Genomic DNA, 16,921 nt, shown 5'->3' with positions numbered 1-16,921 from the left:
GGCTGGCGCGACGCCCGAGTCACTGCACAACATCGAGCGCGGCACTGTCGTCGCACACGGACGTCACCGAGTAGCGGTGCTCGCCGATCTCGAACTGGTCGCCGATGTTCGCCGGCTCCATCTTCTGCGGCCCGTCGCCGAGGTCGATCGTGAACTGCGCGGCCTTCACATGCTCGCCGTCCACCGCCTCCTCGAACGCGAACTTCACCGTGTCCTCGCCGTCCTTCATCGCGGGCTCGGGCTCCTTGCCCTGCGCGATCGTGACGGCGCCTTCGCCGGTGCAGGCGTCGGTCAGGCCCTCGGAGGCTCGGGCGGAGGAATCGATCCGGGGCACCCCGCTGCCGGCCGTGTTCTCGGCACCGCCGGCGTCCGAGGCGGCGCCGTCCTTCAGCTCGGGCGACTGGGACTCCTTCATCCGCACCTCAGCACCCGGGTTGCCGCCGCCGTTGGCGTCCGACGAGCAGGCCGCACCGGTCACGAGCACACCCGCGGCGAGAGCAGCGGCCGCCACGGCGCGCAGAGGGCGGGGGCGGCGTGCCAGGGTGGGGGCGGAGGAGCGGTCGGACATGGGGCCTCCAGCGGGCAGATCGGGGTGACGGGCAGTGGTGTGACGGCGCCAGTGCACCGATCAGGGTAGCGCACCGGTACCGTGGAGCCATGACCTCCCGACCCCGCCAGCCGCGCCAGCATCCCGGCAGTCCCGGCGCGCCCTCTCCCGCCCAGCTCGCGGGCCGACGGAGGCAGGCCGCTGAAGTGCGGCCGGTCGACTACACGCAGATTCCCAGCCGAGAGGCGCAGCAGCGGGCCCGGGAGCAGCTCGAGGCGGGCGAGCAGAACCCGTCGGCCGCCCCGAAGCCGGGCCCGCGCAAGCCGCAGCGCTTCGAGCTGGTGCCGAACCCGTCGGCCGCACCCGACGACGCCGTCGTCACCCTCAATCCCTCCGACCCGCGGCCCTACACGCGGCCGCTGCGCGTGATCGAGCGGGAGATCCGGCTGCTGTCCGGGACGTCGCTCGCTGTGATCACGCACGACACGGTGGTGATGACCGTGGCCGATCCGGAGGAAGTGTGGACCGCGGACAACGGCGCGAGCGATCACTTTCTGCGCGGCCAGTGGACCGTGCAGGTGCGCCGTGCGGACAACCATGTGATCGCGGTGCTGCCGAGCCGGTACGCGCTGAGCGTGCGGCCGGAGGAGTTCGAAGCGGAGGCGCCGATCGACGTGAGCGGACCGTCGAACCGTCGGAAGAAGGGGACACGGCATCCCGCTGACCTGCGGGAACTGCGGCTGCGGCTGAAGGCGCACGGGTTCCGGGTCAGCACCTCCGGCCCGACGCACGGGAAGGTGACGCACCCGGACTTCCCGGGACTGTTCACGCCGTGGGCGTCGACGCCGTCTGACCGGCGGCACCCGCAGATGGTGACCGCGCAGGTCAAGCGCGTGTTCGGCATCGACATCCGCGGGTGAACCGGAGGAAAGCCGCCGGCGGGTCGGCCGAAATCCGCGGGTGAGCCGGCTGCTGGGTCGGGGGGCGCGATAGCCGCTGCGGGGGCGGTGCGCGGCGCGGCCGGACAAAATCTGGAGCAAAACGGCCCGTTGAGGGCCCCGCCAGGGCAATGATGCCGTTTTTGGTCGGAATGTGCACAGCCCTCGCCGCCACGGCCGGTTCCGGGGGCTGCGCCCGGGCCGGGGCCGGGCGGTTAAAGAAGGGCCCGGGCTCGTCCCCACGAGCCCGGGCCATATCCCTTTCCCCCGCGTCACGGCTTTTCTGGATCAGTCCTCTCCTCAAACGACTGTCCGCTCGTAACGCGTTGAAACCATGAAAACCCATGGACCTTGGGCGGCGCTGATACTAGGCTCCCAATCTGCTGGGATTCGCGGCGGTTCCTGACAGCGCCCCCGTCGAACCTGAACAGACCCCCGCGAACCTGGACGCCAGCTTGGGAGGACGGTCTCCAGCACCGCCCGGAATGTGAGGGACGCAACCGGTGATCGGCTTGTCGGATCGGGGCGAACCCGCCGCGTGAGCCGCGTGCGGCCGGTCCCCGCATGAGCGTGGAAGTCATGGCCACGACACATGCAGTGATTCTGGCGCGCGGCCTCGGCACCCGCATGCGCCGCGAGGACCCGTCGGCCGCCCTCACAGCCGAGCAGGCCGCGGCCGCAGGCAGCGGTGTCACAGCGCTCATCGATGTGGGGCGGCCGTTCCTCGACTACGTCATCTCCGCACTCGCCGACGCCGGCGTCACCGACGTCTGCCTCATCATCGGCCCCGAGCACGACGCCCTGCGCGAGTACGTCCGCGCCACCAGCGGCGGCCGCTCCCTCGTGTGCGCCACCGACCTCGGTCTGACGATCCGCGCCACTGCGACCGGGCCCGCCGCGCCTGCTGAGCCGGCCGCGCCGACGGAGCCCTCGGAGCCGACCGCGCCGACCGAGCCCGCCGACCCCGGGGCGTGAACTTCTCGGAAATTCGGCACCCGTCGGCCGCGCCGCTGAGATGCCGCAGACCCCTGCCGGTATCGTGAGCGGTGCCGGCACGCCGCCCGGTCACTCCTGCGAGAGAGGGACTTCCCATGACGTACACCGAGCCCGCCCAGATGCTTGACCTCTCCGCCGCCCGCCCCGCCTTCGAGCGCCTCACCGCGTTCGTGAAGGCCGCTGGCGCCGCAGAGAATGCCTCCACCGATTCCTCCGCCGCCACCGACTCCGCGTCCGCTGCCGGCACCGTGCCCGGCGCCGGCCCTCAGCTGATCGACCCGAACGAGACCGCCGCTCAGATCCCGCCCGTTCTGCAGCCCCTGGTGGACGAGTTCGCCGGGATCCATCTGGACGACGACTTCGAGGTCAACCTCGTCATCGATGAGCGCACCGACCTCGGTCCGTACACCCTGCTCGGCGACACCGACGAGTACTACCCCCTGTTCGAGACCGCCGACGAAGCGATCATCGTGACCATCGCGGACAACGGCAACGCCGGCGGCGTCTGGTACATCGACGAGGAGCTCGGCCTGCACCTGCTCGCGACCTCTCTGCCCGCCTATCTCGAGACCGTGGGCAACGCGATCGCAGCGGTCGGCTCGGACTCCGGTGAGCGGGTGAAGATGCACCTGCTCAGCCACACCGTGTCGACCGTGAACGTGCTGAACACCGTGGAGGACCTCGACGCCCGCGTCCAGTTCAGCGAGGACGGCCAGCAGGCGACGATCGTCAAGGGCTGAGGCCGGCGCGGTTCTCCGCGCCCAGCTCATCTGATCGAGGGCGACTTTTTTGCGCTTTGACTGCGGTCATTTCGCAGAAAAGTCGCTTTCGTTTCGCGCGCCCTCGCCGGAACCGTCGGCCGCCCCCCAGCGGTGCCGTCGGCGACCGCGCCCTCGCCGTTCACCTCCGCGACACGTTCGGGTCGCCTTGCTCACGCACACTGGCCGACGGTTCTGTCCCCATCCCCCGCTTCGTGACGCGAAAGGTTCCCCATGCGGATCCCCACCCGTACGGCAGCGTTCGCCAGCTGCCTCGCACTGTCAGCCTTCGGGCTCTCCCTGGCCGCCACGGCCGCCCCCTCCTCACCGGCCAGCATCGAGGCAGCCGCGACCCCGTCGGCCGACTCGCCGAGCATCATCATCAGCGAGATCGTCTACAACGGCCCCGGATCCGACGCCGTTGAAATCCTCAACGTCGGCAGCGAACCGGTGGACCTCGACGGCTGGTCCCTCCATGATGACAAGGACCGGCCCGGCCTCGGTGACCTCCACGGCACCCTTGAGCCCGGCGAATACCTCGTCCTCACGCAGGTCGACGACGCCGGCAACGGCGACTTCGACTTCGGCCTCGGCAAGGGCGACCGCGTCGAGATCCGCGATGCCGACGGCGCGGTCGTCGACTCCTACATGTACGACGCCACCGCCCCGCTCGGTGCCTGGGCCCGCTGCGGCGACGGCATCGGCGACTGGGCCCACGCCACCCGCGTCACCCTCGGCGGCGCCAACGACTGCACCGCCGACACCCCCGAGCCCAGCAGCGGGTCGATGGCCATCAACGAGATCGACTCCGCGCCCGCCGACTGGGTCGAGTTCGTCAACCCCGGCGACGAACCGCTCGACATCTCCGGGTACGAAATCCGCGACAACTCCGACGACCACCGGTGGCGCTTCCCCGACGGCACCGTCATCCAGCCCGGCCAGCACCTCGTGGTGGACGCCAAGAGCGACGGCCTCGTGTTCAACGACCAGACCGGCGCGTACGACGCCGGCACGTTCGAGACCGCCATCGGCATCGGCTCCGGCGACTCCATCCGCCTGTTCGACACCACCGGGAAGGAGATCGACTCCTTCTCCTGGCAGGGCCACGCCGCCATCGACGGCGACGAAGCCGCCGCCACGTTCGGCCGCAGCCCCGACGGCGTCGGCACCTTCGCCCTCACCGAAGCGACCCCCGGCGAAGCGAACATCCTGTCCCGTCCGCTCGTGACCATCAACGAGATCGAATCCAACGGCGACGCCACCGACTGGGTGGAGATCACCAACACCTCCAGCACCCCCGTGGACATCTCCGGCTGGACCGTGATGGACAACGATCCCGTCGGCCACGCCGCCGACGTCATTCCCGTGCCCGAGGGCACGGTGCTCCAGCCCGGCGAGATGTACGTGTTCGATACCGGCACCCACTTCGGGTTCGGCCTCGGCAAGAACGACCACGTGGAGCTGCGCAACCGCCTCGGCGCCCGGGTCGACATCATCGAGTGGGGCGACCACTCCGCCACCACGCTCGGCCGCTGCCCTGACGGCACCGGCGACGTCGTCGACACCGCCGCTGGCACCAAGGGCGCGCCGAACGCCTGCGACGGCGACACGGGGGAGCAGCCGACGGGTCCCGACACTGAGGACTGGCCCGGCGCCCAGGACCCGACCGTCCTCGATGAGAAGGGCATGTTCCTGGAGGACTCCTCCGGCCTCGACTACCGCGACGGAGTCCTGTGGGCCATCGACAACGGCACCGGCACCATCTGGAAGCTGAACGCCGCCGCCGACGGCACCGTGTCCTTCGCCGACGGCTGGGCTGACGGCAAACGGGGCCGGTTCCAGCGCGACGCCGAGAACCCGTCGGCCGCCGGCCCCGACACCGAGGGCATCACCGCCGCCTCCGACGGGCTCCTCTACGCCGCGTCCGAGCGCGACAACGGCGACAAGGGAGTCAACCAGAACACGATTCTTCAGGTCGATCCGAATGCGGCCGGGCCCGACGTGGTCGCCTCCGCCGAATGGGACCTGACCGAGCTGCTGCCGCAGGTGTCCGCGAACACCGGCATCGAAGCGGTCGAGTTCGCTGACGGCGCCGGCCTTGAGGGCGCGTTCGTGGACCAGGCGACCGGCAAGCCGTTCACCATCGGCGCCTACCCGGACGCCGTGTCCGGCGGCGTGTTCTTCACCGCGCTGGAGGCCAACGGGCACGTGTACGCGTTCGTGCTCCACCCGGACGGCACCGCCACCCTGGTCGCGGATCTCGCCACCGGCATCGACGGCGCGATGGCGCTCGACTACCGCGAGGGTGCCCGCACCCTGGTGGTCCACGCGGACGACGGCTTCGACGGCGTCACCACCCGCCTCGCCCTCACCGGCGGCGAGCCGGAGATCACGCATCTGGCCCGCCCGGCCGGCCTGCCGAACAGCAACCACGAGGGCATGGCGATCTCGGACGTGTGCGACGGCGATCAGCGCGCCGTCTGGTTCTTCGAGGACGGGGTGAAGGCGGGAGCCCTCACCACCGTGATGGCGGACTGCGACGCGTTCGGTGCCGTGGTGGAAGCGCCGGCGCCCGGGCAGCCTGAGCCCGGGCAGCCTGAGCCGGGGCAGCCTGAGCAGCCTGGTGAGCCGGAGCGGCCGGGCGACGCCTCGGCCAACGCGCCGGGCAAGGGCGGCGCCGACGCCCCGGGTACTGCGGGAGCCGGCTCGACCGGCTCGGCACAGCAGCCTGCGCAGGCTGCTCCGAGCGGTGTCCTGGCACGGACGGGCGCTGAGGTGGGCGGTCTGATCGCCGCTGCCGGCGGCGCCATCGGTCTGGGCATCGCCATGCGTGCCCGGAAGGTCCGCCTCAAGGACTGAGTGCTGACGGCGGCGCGGCGGCGTTTCCCCCAAGAGTCGCCGCTCGCGCCGCCACCGCTGACTGCCGTGGACGCCGACATTCGAAAGCGACTTTTTTGCAGTAAGACCCTGGTCGATCCGCAAAAAAGTCGCTTTCGTTGTCCCGGCCGGCCAATCCCACCCCGGGGCGGACGCTGCGGCGCGATCACCGATCACAGAATTCGTCGGATGGTCGGAATTCAGGCGGAATAACGAACATCCGTCGAATTCTGCACTGGCGCGCCCCGGCCGGAGTGCCCCGGCAGGAGTGCCCCCGGGCGGAGTGCCCGGCTGCCGGCCTCGCCCGCCTCAGACCATCCCGAGCACGGCCTGCGCGAGCGCCACGTCCAGCACCACCACGTTCAGCAGGCCCGTATTCAGCGCGCCGAGCACGCCGGGCGCCTTCTCCGTGCCCGCAGCGAGGCCGACGGTGGTGGGGATGCACCTGAGCTGGTCGAACGTCACGGAGATGACGCGCTGGCTGGTGGGTGGACCGATCTCGGCCCCGTCGGCCGTGAAGTAGCGGCCGCAGAGGTCGCCGACGGGCTGCTGCGCTTCGAACGCGGCGATTTCGTCGTCGGTGAGCTTCATGGCGCGCAGGATCTGGGTGGAGGAGTGCTTGCCCTTGGAGCCGATTCCGATGAGCGCCACGTCGACCCCGCCGGCGCGCTCCAGCACGGACGCGATCGACGACTCACCCATGAACGCGGAGTACGCCGTCGCGGACTCCAGAAGCGCCGGCGCGTACAGCGGCGTTGGCTTCGCGCCGAGGCGGGAGGCGAACACGCGCAGCAGGGTGTCGCCGGAGTCGAGGGTGTCGAGGCCGGACACCCCGCCGACGAGGGGGAGCACGTCGATGTTCTGCCGGGTGCCGCGCGGCTCCATGTGGGACACGAGGGTCTGCAGGGTGTGCCCCCAGGACAGGCCGAAGGACTGGGCGTCGAGGTGCTCCACGAGTTCGGCGCAGGAGCGGCCGACGGCGTCGATCGCGGGTTCGCCGGAGTCGGAGGCGACGATGGCGTCGTCGAGGTGGAAGCGTTCGATGAGGATGCGCTCCAGGTCGCCGACGCGTGCGGGGGCGGCCTCCGGGTCGGAGATGCGGATCGTGACGATGCCCTGGTCGCGGGCGCGCGCGAGGATGCGGGACACGTTGGAGCGGGAGATGCCGAGGGTGCGGGCGACGTCGGCCTGCGAGAAGTCCTCTTCGTAGTAGAGGCGCGCGGCGCGGACCAGCAGGGCGGTGTCGCGCGGTGCGGGCACGTCGGCTCCTTCGGGTCGGTCGCTGGCCGGGAATGGCCGTGGTTGCTGGCCGGGGTCGGCGGGACTTCAGCCTACTCCGTCGCGGTTGCCCGCGCCCGGCCCCGCCGCCGCGGCCACATCCCGGCGGTCAGCACAGCGGCCACGAGGGTGAGGGCGGCACCGAGCACGGTCGGGAGGGTGAGGGCCGACGGGTGCAGCGCAGCATCCAGCAGCAGCGACCCGATGATCTGGCCGGCCACGAGCGTCATGGAGAAGGTGAGGACGCCGAGGTACTGCACCAGGGCGGCACTGACGCCGACCACGGCGATGCCGAGGACTCCGCCGGTGAACAGGAGCGGATCGGCGGGCGGCACCGTCGGCGGCCCGTTGACCACGATGTTGACGATGGCGGCGGCGGCGAGCAGAACGGTGCCGAGCAGGAAGTTCCAGTGGGTGGCGACGAGGAAATGGCCGGCGTGGGCGGTGACCTGGCCGTTCGCGGCGGCCTGGTAGCCCATGAGCAGGCCCGCGGCGATGGGGGCGAGCAGCGGCAGCACGTGGATGCCTCCGGTGAAGCCGCCGGAGACGGAGATCGCGGCGGCGACCAGCATGAGGGCGGCGCCGCCGAGACGGTTGAGACTGACGGTGCGCGGCCCGGAGGGTCCGAAGCCGACCCGGTCCAGCACCATTCCGCTGATCGTCTGCCCCGCCACGACGCACACGAGGAACAGCGCTACACCCGTCAGTGCCACCACGAGGGACTGGCCGAGGACGTAGGCGACGCCGCCGATCGCGCCGAAGGCGTACAGCCAGGGGACGCGGCCGCGGGCGAGGTCGGTGAGGAGATCGGCGGTGCGTCGGCGCAGGCGGGGCCGGGCGGCGATGACGGCGGTGACGACGATCAGGCCGACGGTGAAGGAGGTGAGTCCGGCCGCGAACCCGTCGGCCAGTGCGGTCCCGAGTTCGGCGTTGATGCGGGACTGGGCGGCGCCGACGACGCCGCCGGCGAACGCGGTGGCGAGCGCCCAGACGGGTGGGGCGTCGGGGCGGTGCGGGGCAGGTTGCGAAGTCTGTTCGCCCTGCTCTGCGGCCATGGGAGCCTCCCTTCCCTGACTGTTCGGACACTGTCCTGTGGGGCCGGCGGGGCGGTGGTAGCGTGACCGGCATGGAGCTGGATCCGGGGTATTCGAATGTTCGCACGGGCGTGCGCGCGCTCATCCAGGCCGATGGGCACATCCTGTTGGAGGAGTTCTCCGACCCGGTGACGGGCGGGCGCTTCTTCGCTGTTCCCGGCGGCGGTCTCGAGCACGGGGAGACCGTGCAGGACGGCGTGAGGCGCGAGTGCCTCGAGGAGATCGGCGTGCAGGTGCGGGTCCATGATCTCGCGGTGGTCTGTGAGGTCATTTCGGAGCGGCTCGGCCGCCAGGATGGGAAGCCGACGGGGTCGCGCTTCCACCAGATCAACCTGATGTTCTGGTGCGGCCTGGAGCAGGGTGAGGAGCCGGGTCTGGGGGCGCTGCCGGATTCGCAGAATCAGACGGGGGCGGCGTGGCTGCCGATCGAGCGTCTGCACGAGTTCGATGTGCGCCCGCGGGTGATCGCGGCCTGGCTGCAGACCGATGCGTCGGTTCGGCCGCGCCTGATCGCAGACACGAACCGATGACCGGCGCGGACCACGCCGCGTCGGCGCGGCGGTCCCTCAGCGCGGCGGAGCGCGCCCTGCTGGACGTGCTGATCCGCGAGGCGGTGCCGGGCGGTGGTGAAGCGGTGCCGACGGGTGCCGACCGTGACCGGTGGCTGGGGATGCTGGATGCGTTCGTGGTGTCGGGGGAGTGCGGCTGCGGGCTGTGCCCGTCGATCGAGCTGGAACCGGAGCCGGCGCCCGATCACCCGAGCGGCGGCGAGAGGATCGTGCTGTCCGCCGATCTCGCGGACGGTTCCGCTCTCGTCCTGCTGTTCATCGATGGCGGTGTGCCGTCGTATCTGGAGGTTGCACCGTTCGGGGATGACCCCGTCGGCCTGCCCGCCTCGGAGCAGCTGACGATCGGTGAGTGACGCGGCCGAGCCGTCCTTCTCCTCCCGGGGGAGTGCCTGGTGCGTGAGGTGCGTGTGGCTCCGACCGCCTTTGTGGGCAATCTGCCGACCACTTGGCTAACCTCAGGCTGTTCTTCACTTCTTGGAGGGCTGATGGTCATGTCGCGTTCATCTTCGGTGGCGGCGCCTCCCACCTCAGGCCCCGTCGGTCCCCAGGCCGCGGGGGTCGCCGGCGAAGCGCGCCGCCCCGCCCGGCCGCGCCGCCTCGGCAGCACCCGCCTGGCCGCTGTCCTCGCGGTCATCTCCGCGCTCGTGGTGACCGCGTCAGGGCTGCTGTATGTGCGGATGGTGCAGACGCAGTGGGCGGACACGGTGTGGCTGTGGCTGTTCCAGCGGTTCGATGTGGCCGGCGAGGCGAACGTTGCGGCCTGGTGGGCGGCGTCGCTCTGGATGCTGTTCGCCGTCACCGCGGTCGTGGTAGGGCTCGCCGCTGACCGCCGATCCTTCCTCTGGTACATCCTGGCGGCGATCGCGCTGTATGCGTCCGCGGATGAGGCCAGCATGCTGCACGAGGAGCTGTACCGGGTCGGTGGGAAGCTCAAGCTGCACATGCCGGAGGGGCTGCTGTCCTACAGCTGGGTGGCGGCCGGGATCATCGTGGTGCTGTTCGTGGCGCTCGTGATGCTGCCGCTGCTGTGGCATCTGCCCCGCTCCGTGGTGGTGGGCCTCGTGCTCTCCGGTGCGGTGTTCCTGCTGGGTGCCGTGGTGCTGGAGACCGTGGGCGGCCACATTGAGAAGCACTTCGGCCAGGTCACCTGGCATCTCATGCTGGCCATCCAGATCGAGGAGATGCTCGAATACCTCGGAGTGGTCGGCGCGATCTACTCGATCACCCGCATGGTGCGGGTGCGCCGCGGCGAGAACGGCCTGCGGGTGGACTTCCTCGGCTACCGCGGTGAGTACCCGCGCGAGCTGGCCTGAGCCGCGCGGTGCGCGGAACACAGCAGCGCCCGCCCCGCAGATGCGGAACGGGCGCTGCTGAATCCTCTGTGGACCTAGCGGGAGGCTTGTCGAAACTTGCCCCGCGGCTGTCTCGGATGAGATCTATGCACAGCGCGATCAGGCTCCGCACTAGGCAGTCGCGTGATAGCGAGGCGCCGCGCGCCCGGCAGCAGACACAGATTAGCGAGGAGGAGCTGCTCATAGCTGAGGCCCGGTACGCGACCGGAGAGACGTTGCGGGAGATCATGCGGGACCTCGGCGTGAGCCGGCAGCGGCTAGGGTCTCTGTTGCGGGCGCGGGGAGTCCGTCTCCGCCGCACCGCACCATCCCCTTCTGAGGTAGCTGAAATGACCCGTAGATATGCGGAGGGCGAATCGCTGGAACGTGTCGGTACCGGTCTTGGGTACTCCGCCGGCACCGTGCGCAACTACCTTCTCGCCGAAGGCGTAACCCTACGAGACACGCATGGTCGAGTGCGGTGAGACCGACGACGATCCGCACGCTTCCACTGCTGCCCCTACCGATAACTGGGCATGGCATCGACCTTGAGCCACTTCTGCTCTCGGGCCACGCTGAGCAGCGAGGGTGACCCCGCCGAATTTTCGCGAGCTGAGGACATCACGCCGCCTCGCTCCGCCGTCGACGTTCCCGGGACTCGGAGTTGGTTGAGGGCGGCCAGCTCCGGGTCGCCCGTCGCCGCGGTCACCGGTCGACCTCTCAGCCAGCCGTAACGTGCAGCCTGTTCGGCGGCACGGAGTACAGTGGTGCGCCGCGGCGCAGGTAGCTGGGCTAGCACGGTCTCCAGCAACGGCATCAGTTCTGAGATGACCGGGCCGGAAGCGGTGCACCACAGGGCGAGAGCCCATTCCGCGCTATCCAGGTCGTTATCGAGGGCCTCAAACTGCTCGCGCCACCATTCAGCATTGCGGCCGTTGGCACGGGCCTGAGCAAGGAGTTCGGAGGGGTGGCTAGTAGTTCCGAAGGGCGTCGTACCGGATTTCTTAGTGTAGGCCAGCGAAAAGGGAGACGCCGCACCGAGGATGGCGATTTCAGAGGCAAGCCACCGGCGCCCGGCGTGTGCGTGCAAAGCGGCGGCGGTCTCCGACCAAGGGAACGTACTGCCCTTCTGCCCAGCTTTGAAGGCTCGCTGCTTGGCTATCTGAGCGTACGGAGATCCGGTCCTTCTGAGCTGGCTGATCGCGTCGCTTCGCCGACGTTTCGTCTTCTCGTCGCTGGCAACGAAACCCGTTTTGGAGTTCGTAAGGAAGGCTCTTGGGGAGAGGGCGACCGCGACTTGTGCTGGCATGGATCGAGTCGATGTCACGTGCGGGCACTCTCCATCCAAGACCGCGTTGAGGAGTGCTGCTTCGAGTGCGCTTCCGGGCGCCGGGACGAGGCCAGCGCTCAGAAAGAGTTCAGCAGCGCCCTCGGAAAGGTCGATGTGCTCGAACGATGCGGCGACACCAGCGCCGGCCTCGCACTGAGCACCGATGTTGAGCCATGCGTTCTGCTGAGGTGTGCCGATGGCTGCGGTGAGTTGCTTGTACCACCATGTGCCGAACTGGCTGCGTTGGTTCAATAGCTCGCGCAGAGCGCGTACGCGCTGAGTGTTGTCACTGTCGGTTGGGTCCTTGCTGATCAGAGTGGTGAGCCGATTCCAGGTTGGATCAGGGCCGTCCTCGCCTGGGAGGTCGGGCATTTCGGGCAGCGGAATGATGTCGCGGCGGTCGAGCGCTGCCAGGAGGATCGTGATCCCGGCGTCGGAGCAGAGTGCTGTGAGGATCTTGCGTGCCTCGCGGGGGCGGCGCAGGAACACACCGTCTGTGAGTAGTGCCCATGCGGCGAGGTAGGAGGCGGGCGATGTGCTCTGGGCCAGTTCTTGCTCAATTCCGGCAGTCAGGGGGTAGATGCCGTTGCCCTTCGCGTTGCCACCATAGAACCTGGCGGTGTTGAGCCAATACGGTCGACGTAGCAGCTCGCGTAGCACGGTCGTGCTGTCGAAGTCCGTGTTGTCCTCGCCCGCGTTGTGATAGAGGAAGCGGGCGGCGAAGTACTCCCGTAAGGAGAGGACCTCGAACTCGTAGGTTCCGTCGACTTTGCTGGTCAGTGCCCACAGGCGGTCACTGGCGCCCTCGAAGAGCTGGTCGACGATCGACTCGCGGTTGCCGTAGGTGCGTTGAAAGTGCCGCATTGCTTCTTTGAGTTCGCCCACGCTCATGCGGCCGTTGATCTGAGATTCCTCGGTGTGTGCGTGGAGGTACCAGCCGAGGAACGGGATGATCTCGAGTAGTTCTTCCTTGTGATCGCGCACCGCTTTGGGATGCTTGTTCGCTTCGCGGGCCAGGAGAAGCTCGACGTACTTGTCGTAGAGATCGGTGCGTTGCGTGGGCGTAGCAGCACCCTGTTGGTGGAGGAGATCGAGCAGGATCGTGAGCTGCATCGGGTTACCGGCGAGTTCGTTGATGTAGGGCTCGCGGCTCTTGTCCTTAAAGCTCTTCCGCAAGGCACGACCGTCCTTGCCCTTGATCCCCCGGACCGCACACCATTTGCGCAGGTACGTGTCCCGTTGCTCGACGGTGAGCTGGTTAAGGGTCACGATCTCGAACAGGTTGGACGACGGCTCAGGAAGTTCACCGGCGCTGGGGCGCGTGGTGACGATGACCTTGGGCGGGTCGGTGTAGGCCTTTCCGCGACTGACGAACTTGTCGATCTCTCTAACAATCCTGCCGCGCATGGTGGCGCTGCCGACTTCGTCGAGCCCGTCCAGCACGACGAGGCTGGGCACCCGCTCGAAGATGTCCTGCACCGTCTTCGCGTCGGTGGTGATTCCGCCGCTCTCGTGGGTCATCAGGTCGGCAAGGAAGCACTCGATCGTCGCCTGCTCGCCCCTACGTGCCTTGGCCTTCGGCTGCCTGCGGTCCTCGGCGTGGTGGTCCCACACGTTGTTGCCGCCGAGCCAGAGTGCATAGTCGCTCAGGTCCAGCCTGATAGGGAAACGTGGTTGATCCAGTTTGGGGAGCGAGTCAGGCCACTCGGCCTCGGGGATGAACAACCTGCGGTGGGCCTGGCAGATGAACTGGCTCAGCGTCGACTTGCCCTGTCCCGGCGCGCCGCGGACGAGTGTAAAAGGAGCCGGTGCGCGCAGCAGGTAGGCGGCGGCACCACCCACTGTGTTCGCTGCTTGTGCTTGCGAGTGTCGGCTGGCTGCGGTGTGGACACGATCGGCGGTGACGTCGACGAAGAGGTCCACGATCTTCTCTCGGTCCACGTCAGATTGGCTGAACTTGACGCGCTTGTCCTCTTCCCACTGGGTTGCGGCAACCTTGCGGACCAGGTCACGATGCGCCTTATCCGCCCCGACGCCGACGTGTTCGGCGACAAGGTATCGCACCAGGTCCCACCCGGCGAGCATCTCGGCGTAGGCCCATTTCGTCTCGGTGGGGGCATTATCGACCCACGGGTTCAGGGCCTCGCGCCAGATGCAGGCCATCTGCTCATAGCCGAACTCCTTCGCGTACGCCTGGAGCTTCTTGTCCAGTCGGTCGAACGTGCCCGAATCCTCCTTGGCCGTGCTGCCGACGTTAGTGACCAGTGTGTAGTGACGGACTCCCTGCGCCGCCAGACGCCTCAGACTGGCTTCCTCGTTCTTGACGACCTGGTCGAGCCAGGTGACCGGGTCCTTCTCCTTGCCAGTGACCGACCACTTGACCTGATAGATCAGGACCTTCGAAGCGTCAACCCTGCGCAGGCCGTCGCGTCCGCCATCGGCCTGACGCAGTGCCATCGGAATGTAGTCGGGGAACTGATTCGCAAGCAGTGCGCTGACGAGCTGCTGAAAGTCGTGGTCTCCGAGACGCTCGTAGAGGTACCGGTGGCGACTCTCGGGCATTGTCTGCTCCCTCTGCTCCAGCCCGATCATCTCGCTGGGCGCCGTCGGGAACCTCTCACCTGTTGCATCTATTGAACCTCGTTCGCTGAGCGGATGCACGGAGCCACGCAGACCCATGGTGCGCCGAGCCTCTTCCAAGGCAACGCCGACGGCGGTATCGTTGACGGTAGGCGGCCTCTACCTGCGTGGCCCACCGCCGGACGTGGTGGGGCGACCAGCTGGCTTCGGCCGGAGCGGTCCTTCATGATTCCTTGTCGCCGGAGACGAGGAGAGGACTGTGCTCATGTTCCGCCTGATCTGGATCGGCAGCGTCTACACGCGCTACTTCCTGCGCCGATACATGCCCACCAACATCCTGCTCGATGCGATCCGCGCGCGTCGTGGGCTGAAGTGGGGCGTGCCGGCGATGCTGCTGGTACTCCCCTACCTGTACGTCGCGAGCTTCCTCACGGTGTTGATCGAGGACGGCGCACCGGGCTGGCTGCACGTGCTGGTGGTGCTGTGCGTCTGGAACGCGATGAAGTTCGCGACCATGGGCCCGGTCAGCGTGGCCCTGCTGCTGCAGGCTCGTGCTGTCGAATGGCGCGAGCGTCGTCTGTCTCGCCGCTCCGTGGCTGCAGTCGCCTGACCGCGAGCCCGCTGCGTGCGTGCTGTGCACCTTTTCGGCGTCATCTGACCGAGAAGGAGGCCACGTCATGGCCGGTATCGCTGATCTGGCGACTGATGAACGTCGCGCGCGGATGCTGTTGTCGTTTCTGTCTGAACCCGACGACGCCATCACCGGGCGGCTGCTCGCCCGTGAAGGTGGCGTCGAGACGATCCGCCTGCTCGACGGCGACGGCGCGGTGCCGGGGTTGAATCGTGTGGACGCGCAGGTTTGGCGCGATCGTCTCGCGTTGCCGCACCGAGTTGAGGATGTGGCCGAACGGATGCGCGGCATCGAGCAGTCAGGGGTTGCCACGGTGATTCCGGGTGATGCGCACTGGCCGCAGGTACTGAATGAGCTGGGCGACCGTGCCCCGTATGTGCTGTGGGCGCGCGGTGCCACGTCGTTCCTGGCCCGGCCGACCGCGGATCTGGTGACGGTCACGGGTGCTCGGGCGGCGACGGCGTATGGCGAGCATGTCGCCAGTCAGGTTGCTGGCGACCTCTCGCGCGGCGAGCGGGTCGTGGCGGCCGGTGGAGCGTACGGGATCGAGGGCGCCGCTCACCGGGCAGCGCTGGCGTCGGGTGCGGACACGGTTGCGGTGCTTGCTAACGGGGTGGACCGCCCGTACCCGGCCGGTCACCGGGAACTGCTTGATCGGATCGCGGATGTTGGTCTGCTGGTCAGTGAGGTGCCGCCGGGGTCGGTGCCGACGAGGCAGCGGTTCCTGGCGCGCGGGCGGCTGATGGCGGCGCTGTCTGGGAGCACCGTGGTGGTCGAGGCGGGCGTACGTTCGGGTGCGCTGCATACGGCGGTCGAGGCGCAGCGTTTGGGCCGGAGCGTCGGCGCGGTCCCGGGACCGGTGACCTCGGTGACCAGCAGTGGCCCGCACATGCTGCTGCGTAACGGCACCGCCCACCTGGTCACCGACGGGAGAGACGTTGAGGATCTGATCAACCGGGCGCCTGGCCGCGGCGCTGATCGAGCAGCGATGGGGCCGGAGTTCGCACACCGCCCGGTGCCGTCAACGGATAAGCCGACGCGGTCGATGTAGGCGCCCGAGCACCGCCCTCTTCGTGCAGGGCCTCGCATCCCGTGATGTGAGGCCCTTCCTCTGTCCTGCGATTGGCCTGGTCAAAACTCGAGCTTTCGGGCGAGGCTCTGAGCTGGCCGCTGCTGGTCTCGGTGCTGCGGGCTCGTAAGTGCGCGAAGTGCGGCATCTGCGCGGGCACGATCGATCTTCTGCGCGGTCGCCTGCGGCACCTGTCCGAGTGGACTCCCGTCGGTGATCGCGTAGCGGTCGCGGTAGGCGGCGACGACCAGGGCGCGGCGTCGCCAGTGCTGCCGCTCCCGCCCACTGGTGGGTATCGGACCGAGTGCTGTGATCCATGGCTCGTGGGTGTGGAGGGCGGTGTCGAGGACGGCTTCTGCCCGGGTTTCGATGAGGTGGCGGCGTTCGGTCAGGGCCCGTTGCATGTCGGGGGTCATGGGGCCGGTGGCTTCGGGAATGAGCCCTGCGATGAGACGCGGCGCTTGTCGTGTGCGGCCGGAGCCGGCGGGTCGGGCGGTGGCCTGGGCGAGGCGGTAGTGGATGACGGAGGCGATGTCGTCGGCGTCGGCGAATCCGCGCGCCTTGATGAGGCGTGGCAGGAGGGTGTCGACGTTGTGGTGGTTGGCTTCGGCCCGGCGCAGTTCCGCGGTCAGAGCGCCGAAAGCATCGGAGTCGATCACGGCTTGCGCCTGGTCGGTAGTGAGGCCGCTGGTGGTGATGAGAGCAGCCCAGCGGTCGTGTTGGGCTGCGGCGGCGATGGTTTCGTATTCGGCGGCGAGTTGGGCGATCGAGCCCCACCGGTCCTGTTCGGCGGTGATGGTCTCGTGCGCCGACAGCTCAGCACCGCTGTGTTGGAGCACGCCGTAGAGGACAGTGCGGGCGGTGGCGTCGGGATTGTCGCCCGGATGCGCGGTGGCGTGATCGTCAGGGCGGTCAAGGATGAA

At 68.8% G+C, this 16,921-nt stretch carries 13 protein-coding genes and 1 pseudogene; 9 read left to right on the top strand and 5 right to left on the bottom strand.

Translation table 11 applies throughout. The features are described from left to right. Window positions 1–19: 19 nt before the first annotated feature. Window positions 20–568 (bottom strand): hypothetical protein, encoded by a 549-nt coding sequence (locus FHX50_RS09475; RefSeq protein WP_183376958.1) that lies wholly within the window; start codon window positions 566–568, stop codon window positions 20–22. 89 nt (window positions 569–657) lie between these two features. Here FHX50_RS09475 and FHX50_RS09470 point away from each other — a divergent pair, with 89 nt between their 5' ends. From FHX50_RS09470 to FHX50_RS09455, 4 genes are all read left to right on the top strand, one after another. Further along, complete coding sequence (locus tag FHX50_RS09470) at window positions 658–1,467, top strand: hypothetical protein (RefSeq protein ID WP_183376956.1); 810 nt, start codon at window positions 658–660, stop codon at window positions 1,465–1,467. Window positions 1,468–2,064: 597 nt separating this feature from the next. Beyond that, window positions 2,065–2,460 (top strand): glycosyltransferase family protein, encoded by a 396-nt coding sequence (locus FHX50_RS09465; RefSeq protein ID WP_183376954.1) that lies wholly within the window; start codon window positions 2,065–2,067, stop codon window positions 2,458–2,460. 116 nt (window positions 2,461–2,576) lie between these two features. Continuing rightward, window positions 2,577–3,221, top strand: coding sequence for a hypothetical protein (locus FHX50_RS09460; RefSeq protein ID WP_183376952.1), 645 nt, complete (start codon window positions 2,577–2,579; stop codon window positions 3,219–3,221). Between the two features lie 252 nt (window positions 3,222–3,473). Beyond that, entirely contained in the window at window positions 3,474–6,098 is a 2,625-nt protein-coding gene (locus tag FHX50_RS09455; protein WP_183376950.1) for a lamin tail domain-containing protein, read from the top strand. A gap of 327 nt (window positions 6,099–6,425) precedes the next feature. Here the strand turns inward: FHX50_RS09455 and FHX50_RS09450 are convergent, their stop codons facing one another. Together FHX50_RS09450 and FHX50_RS09445 are read right to left on the bottom strand one after the other, a co-directional pair. Then, on the bottom strand, window positions 6,426–7,376 hold the full coding sequence (locus FHX50_RS09450; protein WP_183376948.1) for a sugar-binding domain-containing protein: 951 nt from the start codon (window positions 7,374–7,376) through the stop codon (window positions 6,426–6,428). 71 nt (window positions 7,377–7,447) lie between these two features. After that, window positions 7,448–8,449, bottom strand: a complete 1,002-nt coding sequence (locus tag FHX50_RS09445) for a DMT family transporter (protein WP_183376946.1) — start codon at window positions 8,447–8,449, stop codon at window positions 7,448–7,450. Window positions 8,450–8,520: 71 nt separating this feature from the next. On the opposite strand from FHX50_RS09445, the gene FHX50_RS09440 reads away from it, so the two are divergent. The 3 genes from FHX50_RS09440 to FHX50_RS09430 all read left to right on the top strand — a co-directional run bounded on the left by FHX50_RS09440 (window position 8,521) and on the right by FHX50_RS09430 (window position 10,370). Beyond that, entirely contained in the window at window positions 8,521–9,018 is a 498-nt protein-coding gene (locus FHX50_RS09440) for an NUDIX domain-containing protein (protein ID WP_183376944.1), read from the top strand. Continuing rightward, complete coding sequence (locus FHX50_RS09435) at window positions 9,015–9,410, top strand: hypothetical protein (protein WP_183376942.1); 396 nt, start codon at window positions 9,015–9,017, stop codon at window positions 9,408–9,410. The genes FHX50_RS09440 and FHX50_RS09435 overlap by 4 nt, the downstream gene beginning before the upstream one ends. Window positions 9,411–9,548: 138 nt before the next feature. Beyond that, window positions 9,549–10,370, top strand: coding sequence for a hypothetical protein (locus FHX50_RS09430; RefSeq protein WP_183376940.1), 822 nt, complete (start codon window positions 9,549–9,551; stop codon window positions 10,368–10,370). Window positions 10,371–10,908: 538 nt separating this feature from the next. Here FHX50_RS09430 and FHX50_RS09425 read toward each other — a convergent pair. Then, window positions 10,909–14,280 (bottom strand): NACHT domain-containing protein, encoded by a 3,372-nt coding sequence (locus tag FHX50_RS09425; protein WP_183376938.1) that lies wholly within the window; start codon window positions 14,278–14,280, stop codon window positions 10,909–10,911. 283 nt (window positions 14,281–14,563) lie between these two features. Here FHX50_RS09425 and FHX50_RS09420 point away from each other — a divergent pair, with 283 nt between their 5' ends. After that, a complete protein-coding gene (locus tag FHX50_RS09420; protein ID WP_183376936.1) occupies window positions 14,564–14,908 on the top strand; it encodes a sulfate permease in 345 nt (114 codons plus the stop codon). Window positions 14,909–14,975: 67 nt separating this feature from the next. Further along, window positions 14,976–15,980: a DNA-processing protein DprA gene (locus tag FHX50_RS09415; RefSeq protein WP_183376934.1), complete on the top strand. Its 1,005-nt coding sequence runs from the start codon at window positions 14,976–14,978 to the stop codon at window positions 15,978–15,980. Between the two features lie 80 nt (window positions 15,981–16,060). Here the strand turns inward: FHX50_RS09415 and FHX50_RS09410 are convergent. Further along, window positions 16,061–16,921, bottom strand: a pseudogene (locus FHX50_RS09410) (MobF family relaxase); the annotation flags it as partial.

Origin of the sequence: Helcobacillus massiliensis (assembly GCF_014191425.1) — a bacterium.
Taxonomy (GTDB): domain Bacteria; phylum Actinomycetota; class Actinomycetes; order Actinomycetales; family Dermabacteraceae; genus Helcobacillus; species Helcobacillus massiliensis.
Note: the sequence above shows the minus strand (reverse complement) of the source record. Positions and strands in the feature narration are given on the sequence as shown.

Bases quoted from the DNA above. Each gene is read 5' to 3' on its own strand.
- FHX50_RS09420 (WP_183376936.1), top strand. From the start codon at position 14,564: ATGTTCCGCCTGATCTGGATCGGCAGCGTCTACACGCGCTACTTCCTG.
- FHX50_RS09470 (WP_183376956.1), top strand. From the start codon at position 658: ATGACCTCCCGACCCCGCCAGCCGCGCCAGCATCCCGGCAGTCCCGGC.
- FHX50_RS09465 (WP_183376954.1), top strand. From the start codon at position 2,065: ATGGCCACGACACATGCAGTGATTCTGGCGCGCGGCCTCGGCACCCGC.
- FHX50_RS09460 (WP_183376952.1), top strand. From the start codon at position 2,577: ATGACGTACACCGAGCCCGCCCAGATGCTTGACCTCTCCGCCGCCCGC.
- FHX50_RS09455 (WP_183376950.1), top strand. From the start codon at position 3,474: ATGCGGATCCCCACCCGTACGGCAGCGTTCGCCAGCTGCCTCGCACTG.
- FHX50_RS09440 (WP_183376944.1), top strand. From the start codon at position 8,521: ATGGAGCTGGATCCGGGGTATTCGAATGTTCGCACGGGCGTGCGCGCG.
- FHX50_RS09425 (WP_183376938.1), bottom strand. From the start codon at position 14,280: ATGCCCGAGAGTCGCCACCGGTACCTCTACGAGCGTCTCGGAGACCAC.
- FHX50_RS09445 (WP_183376946.1), bottom strand. From the start codon at position 8,449: ATGGCCGCAGAGCAGGGCGAACAGACTTCGCAACCTGCCCCGCACCGC.
- FHX50_RS09475 (WP_183376958.1), bottom strand. From the start codon at position 568: ATGTCCGACCGCTCCTCCGCCCCCACCCTGGCACGCCGCCCCCGCCCT.
- FHX50_RS09415 (WP_183376934.1), top strand. From the start codon at position 14,976: ATGGCCGGTATCGCTGATCTGGCGACTGATGAACGTCGCGCGCGGATG.
- FHX50_RS09430 (WP_183376940.1), top strand. From the start codon at position 9,549: ATGTCGCGTTCATCTTCGGTGGCGGCGCCTCCCACCTCAGGCCCCGTC.
- FHX50_RS09435 (WP_183376942.1), top strand. From the start codon at position 9,015: ATGACCGGCGCGGACCACGCCGCGTCGGCGCGGCGGTCCCTCAGCGCG.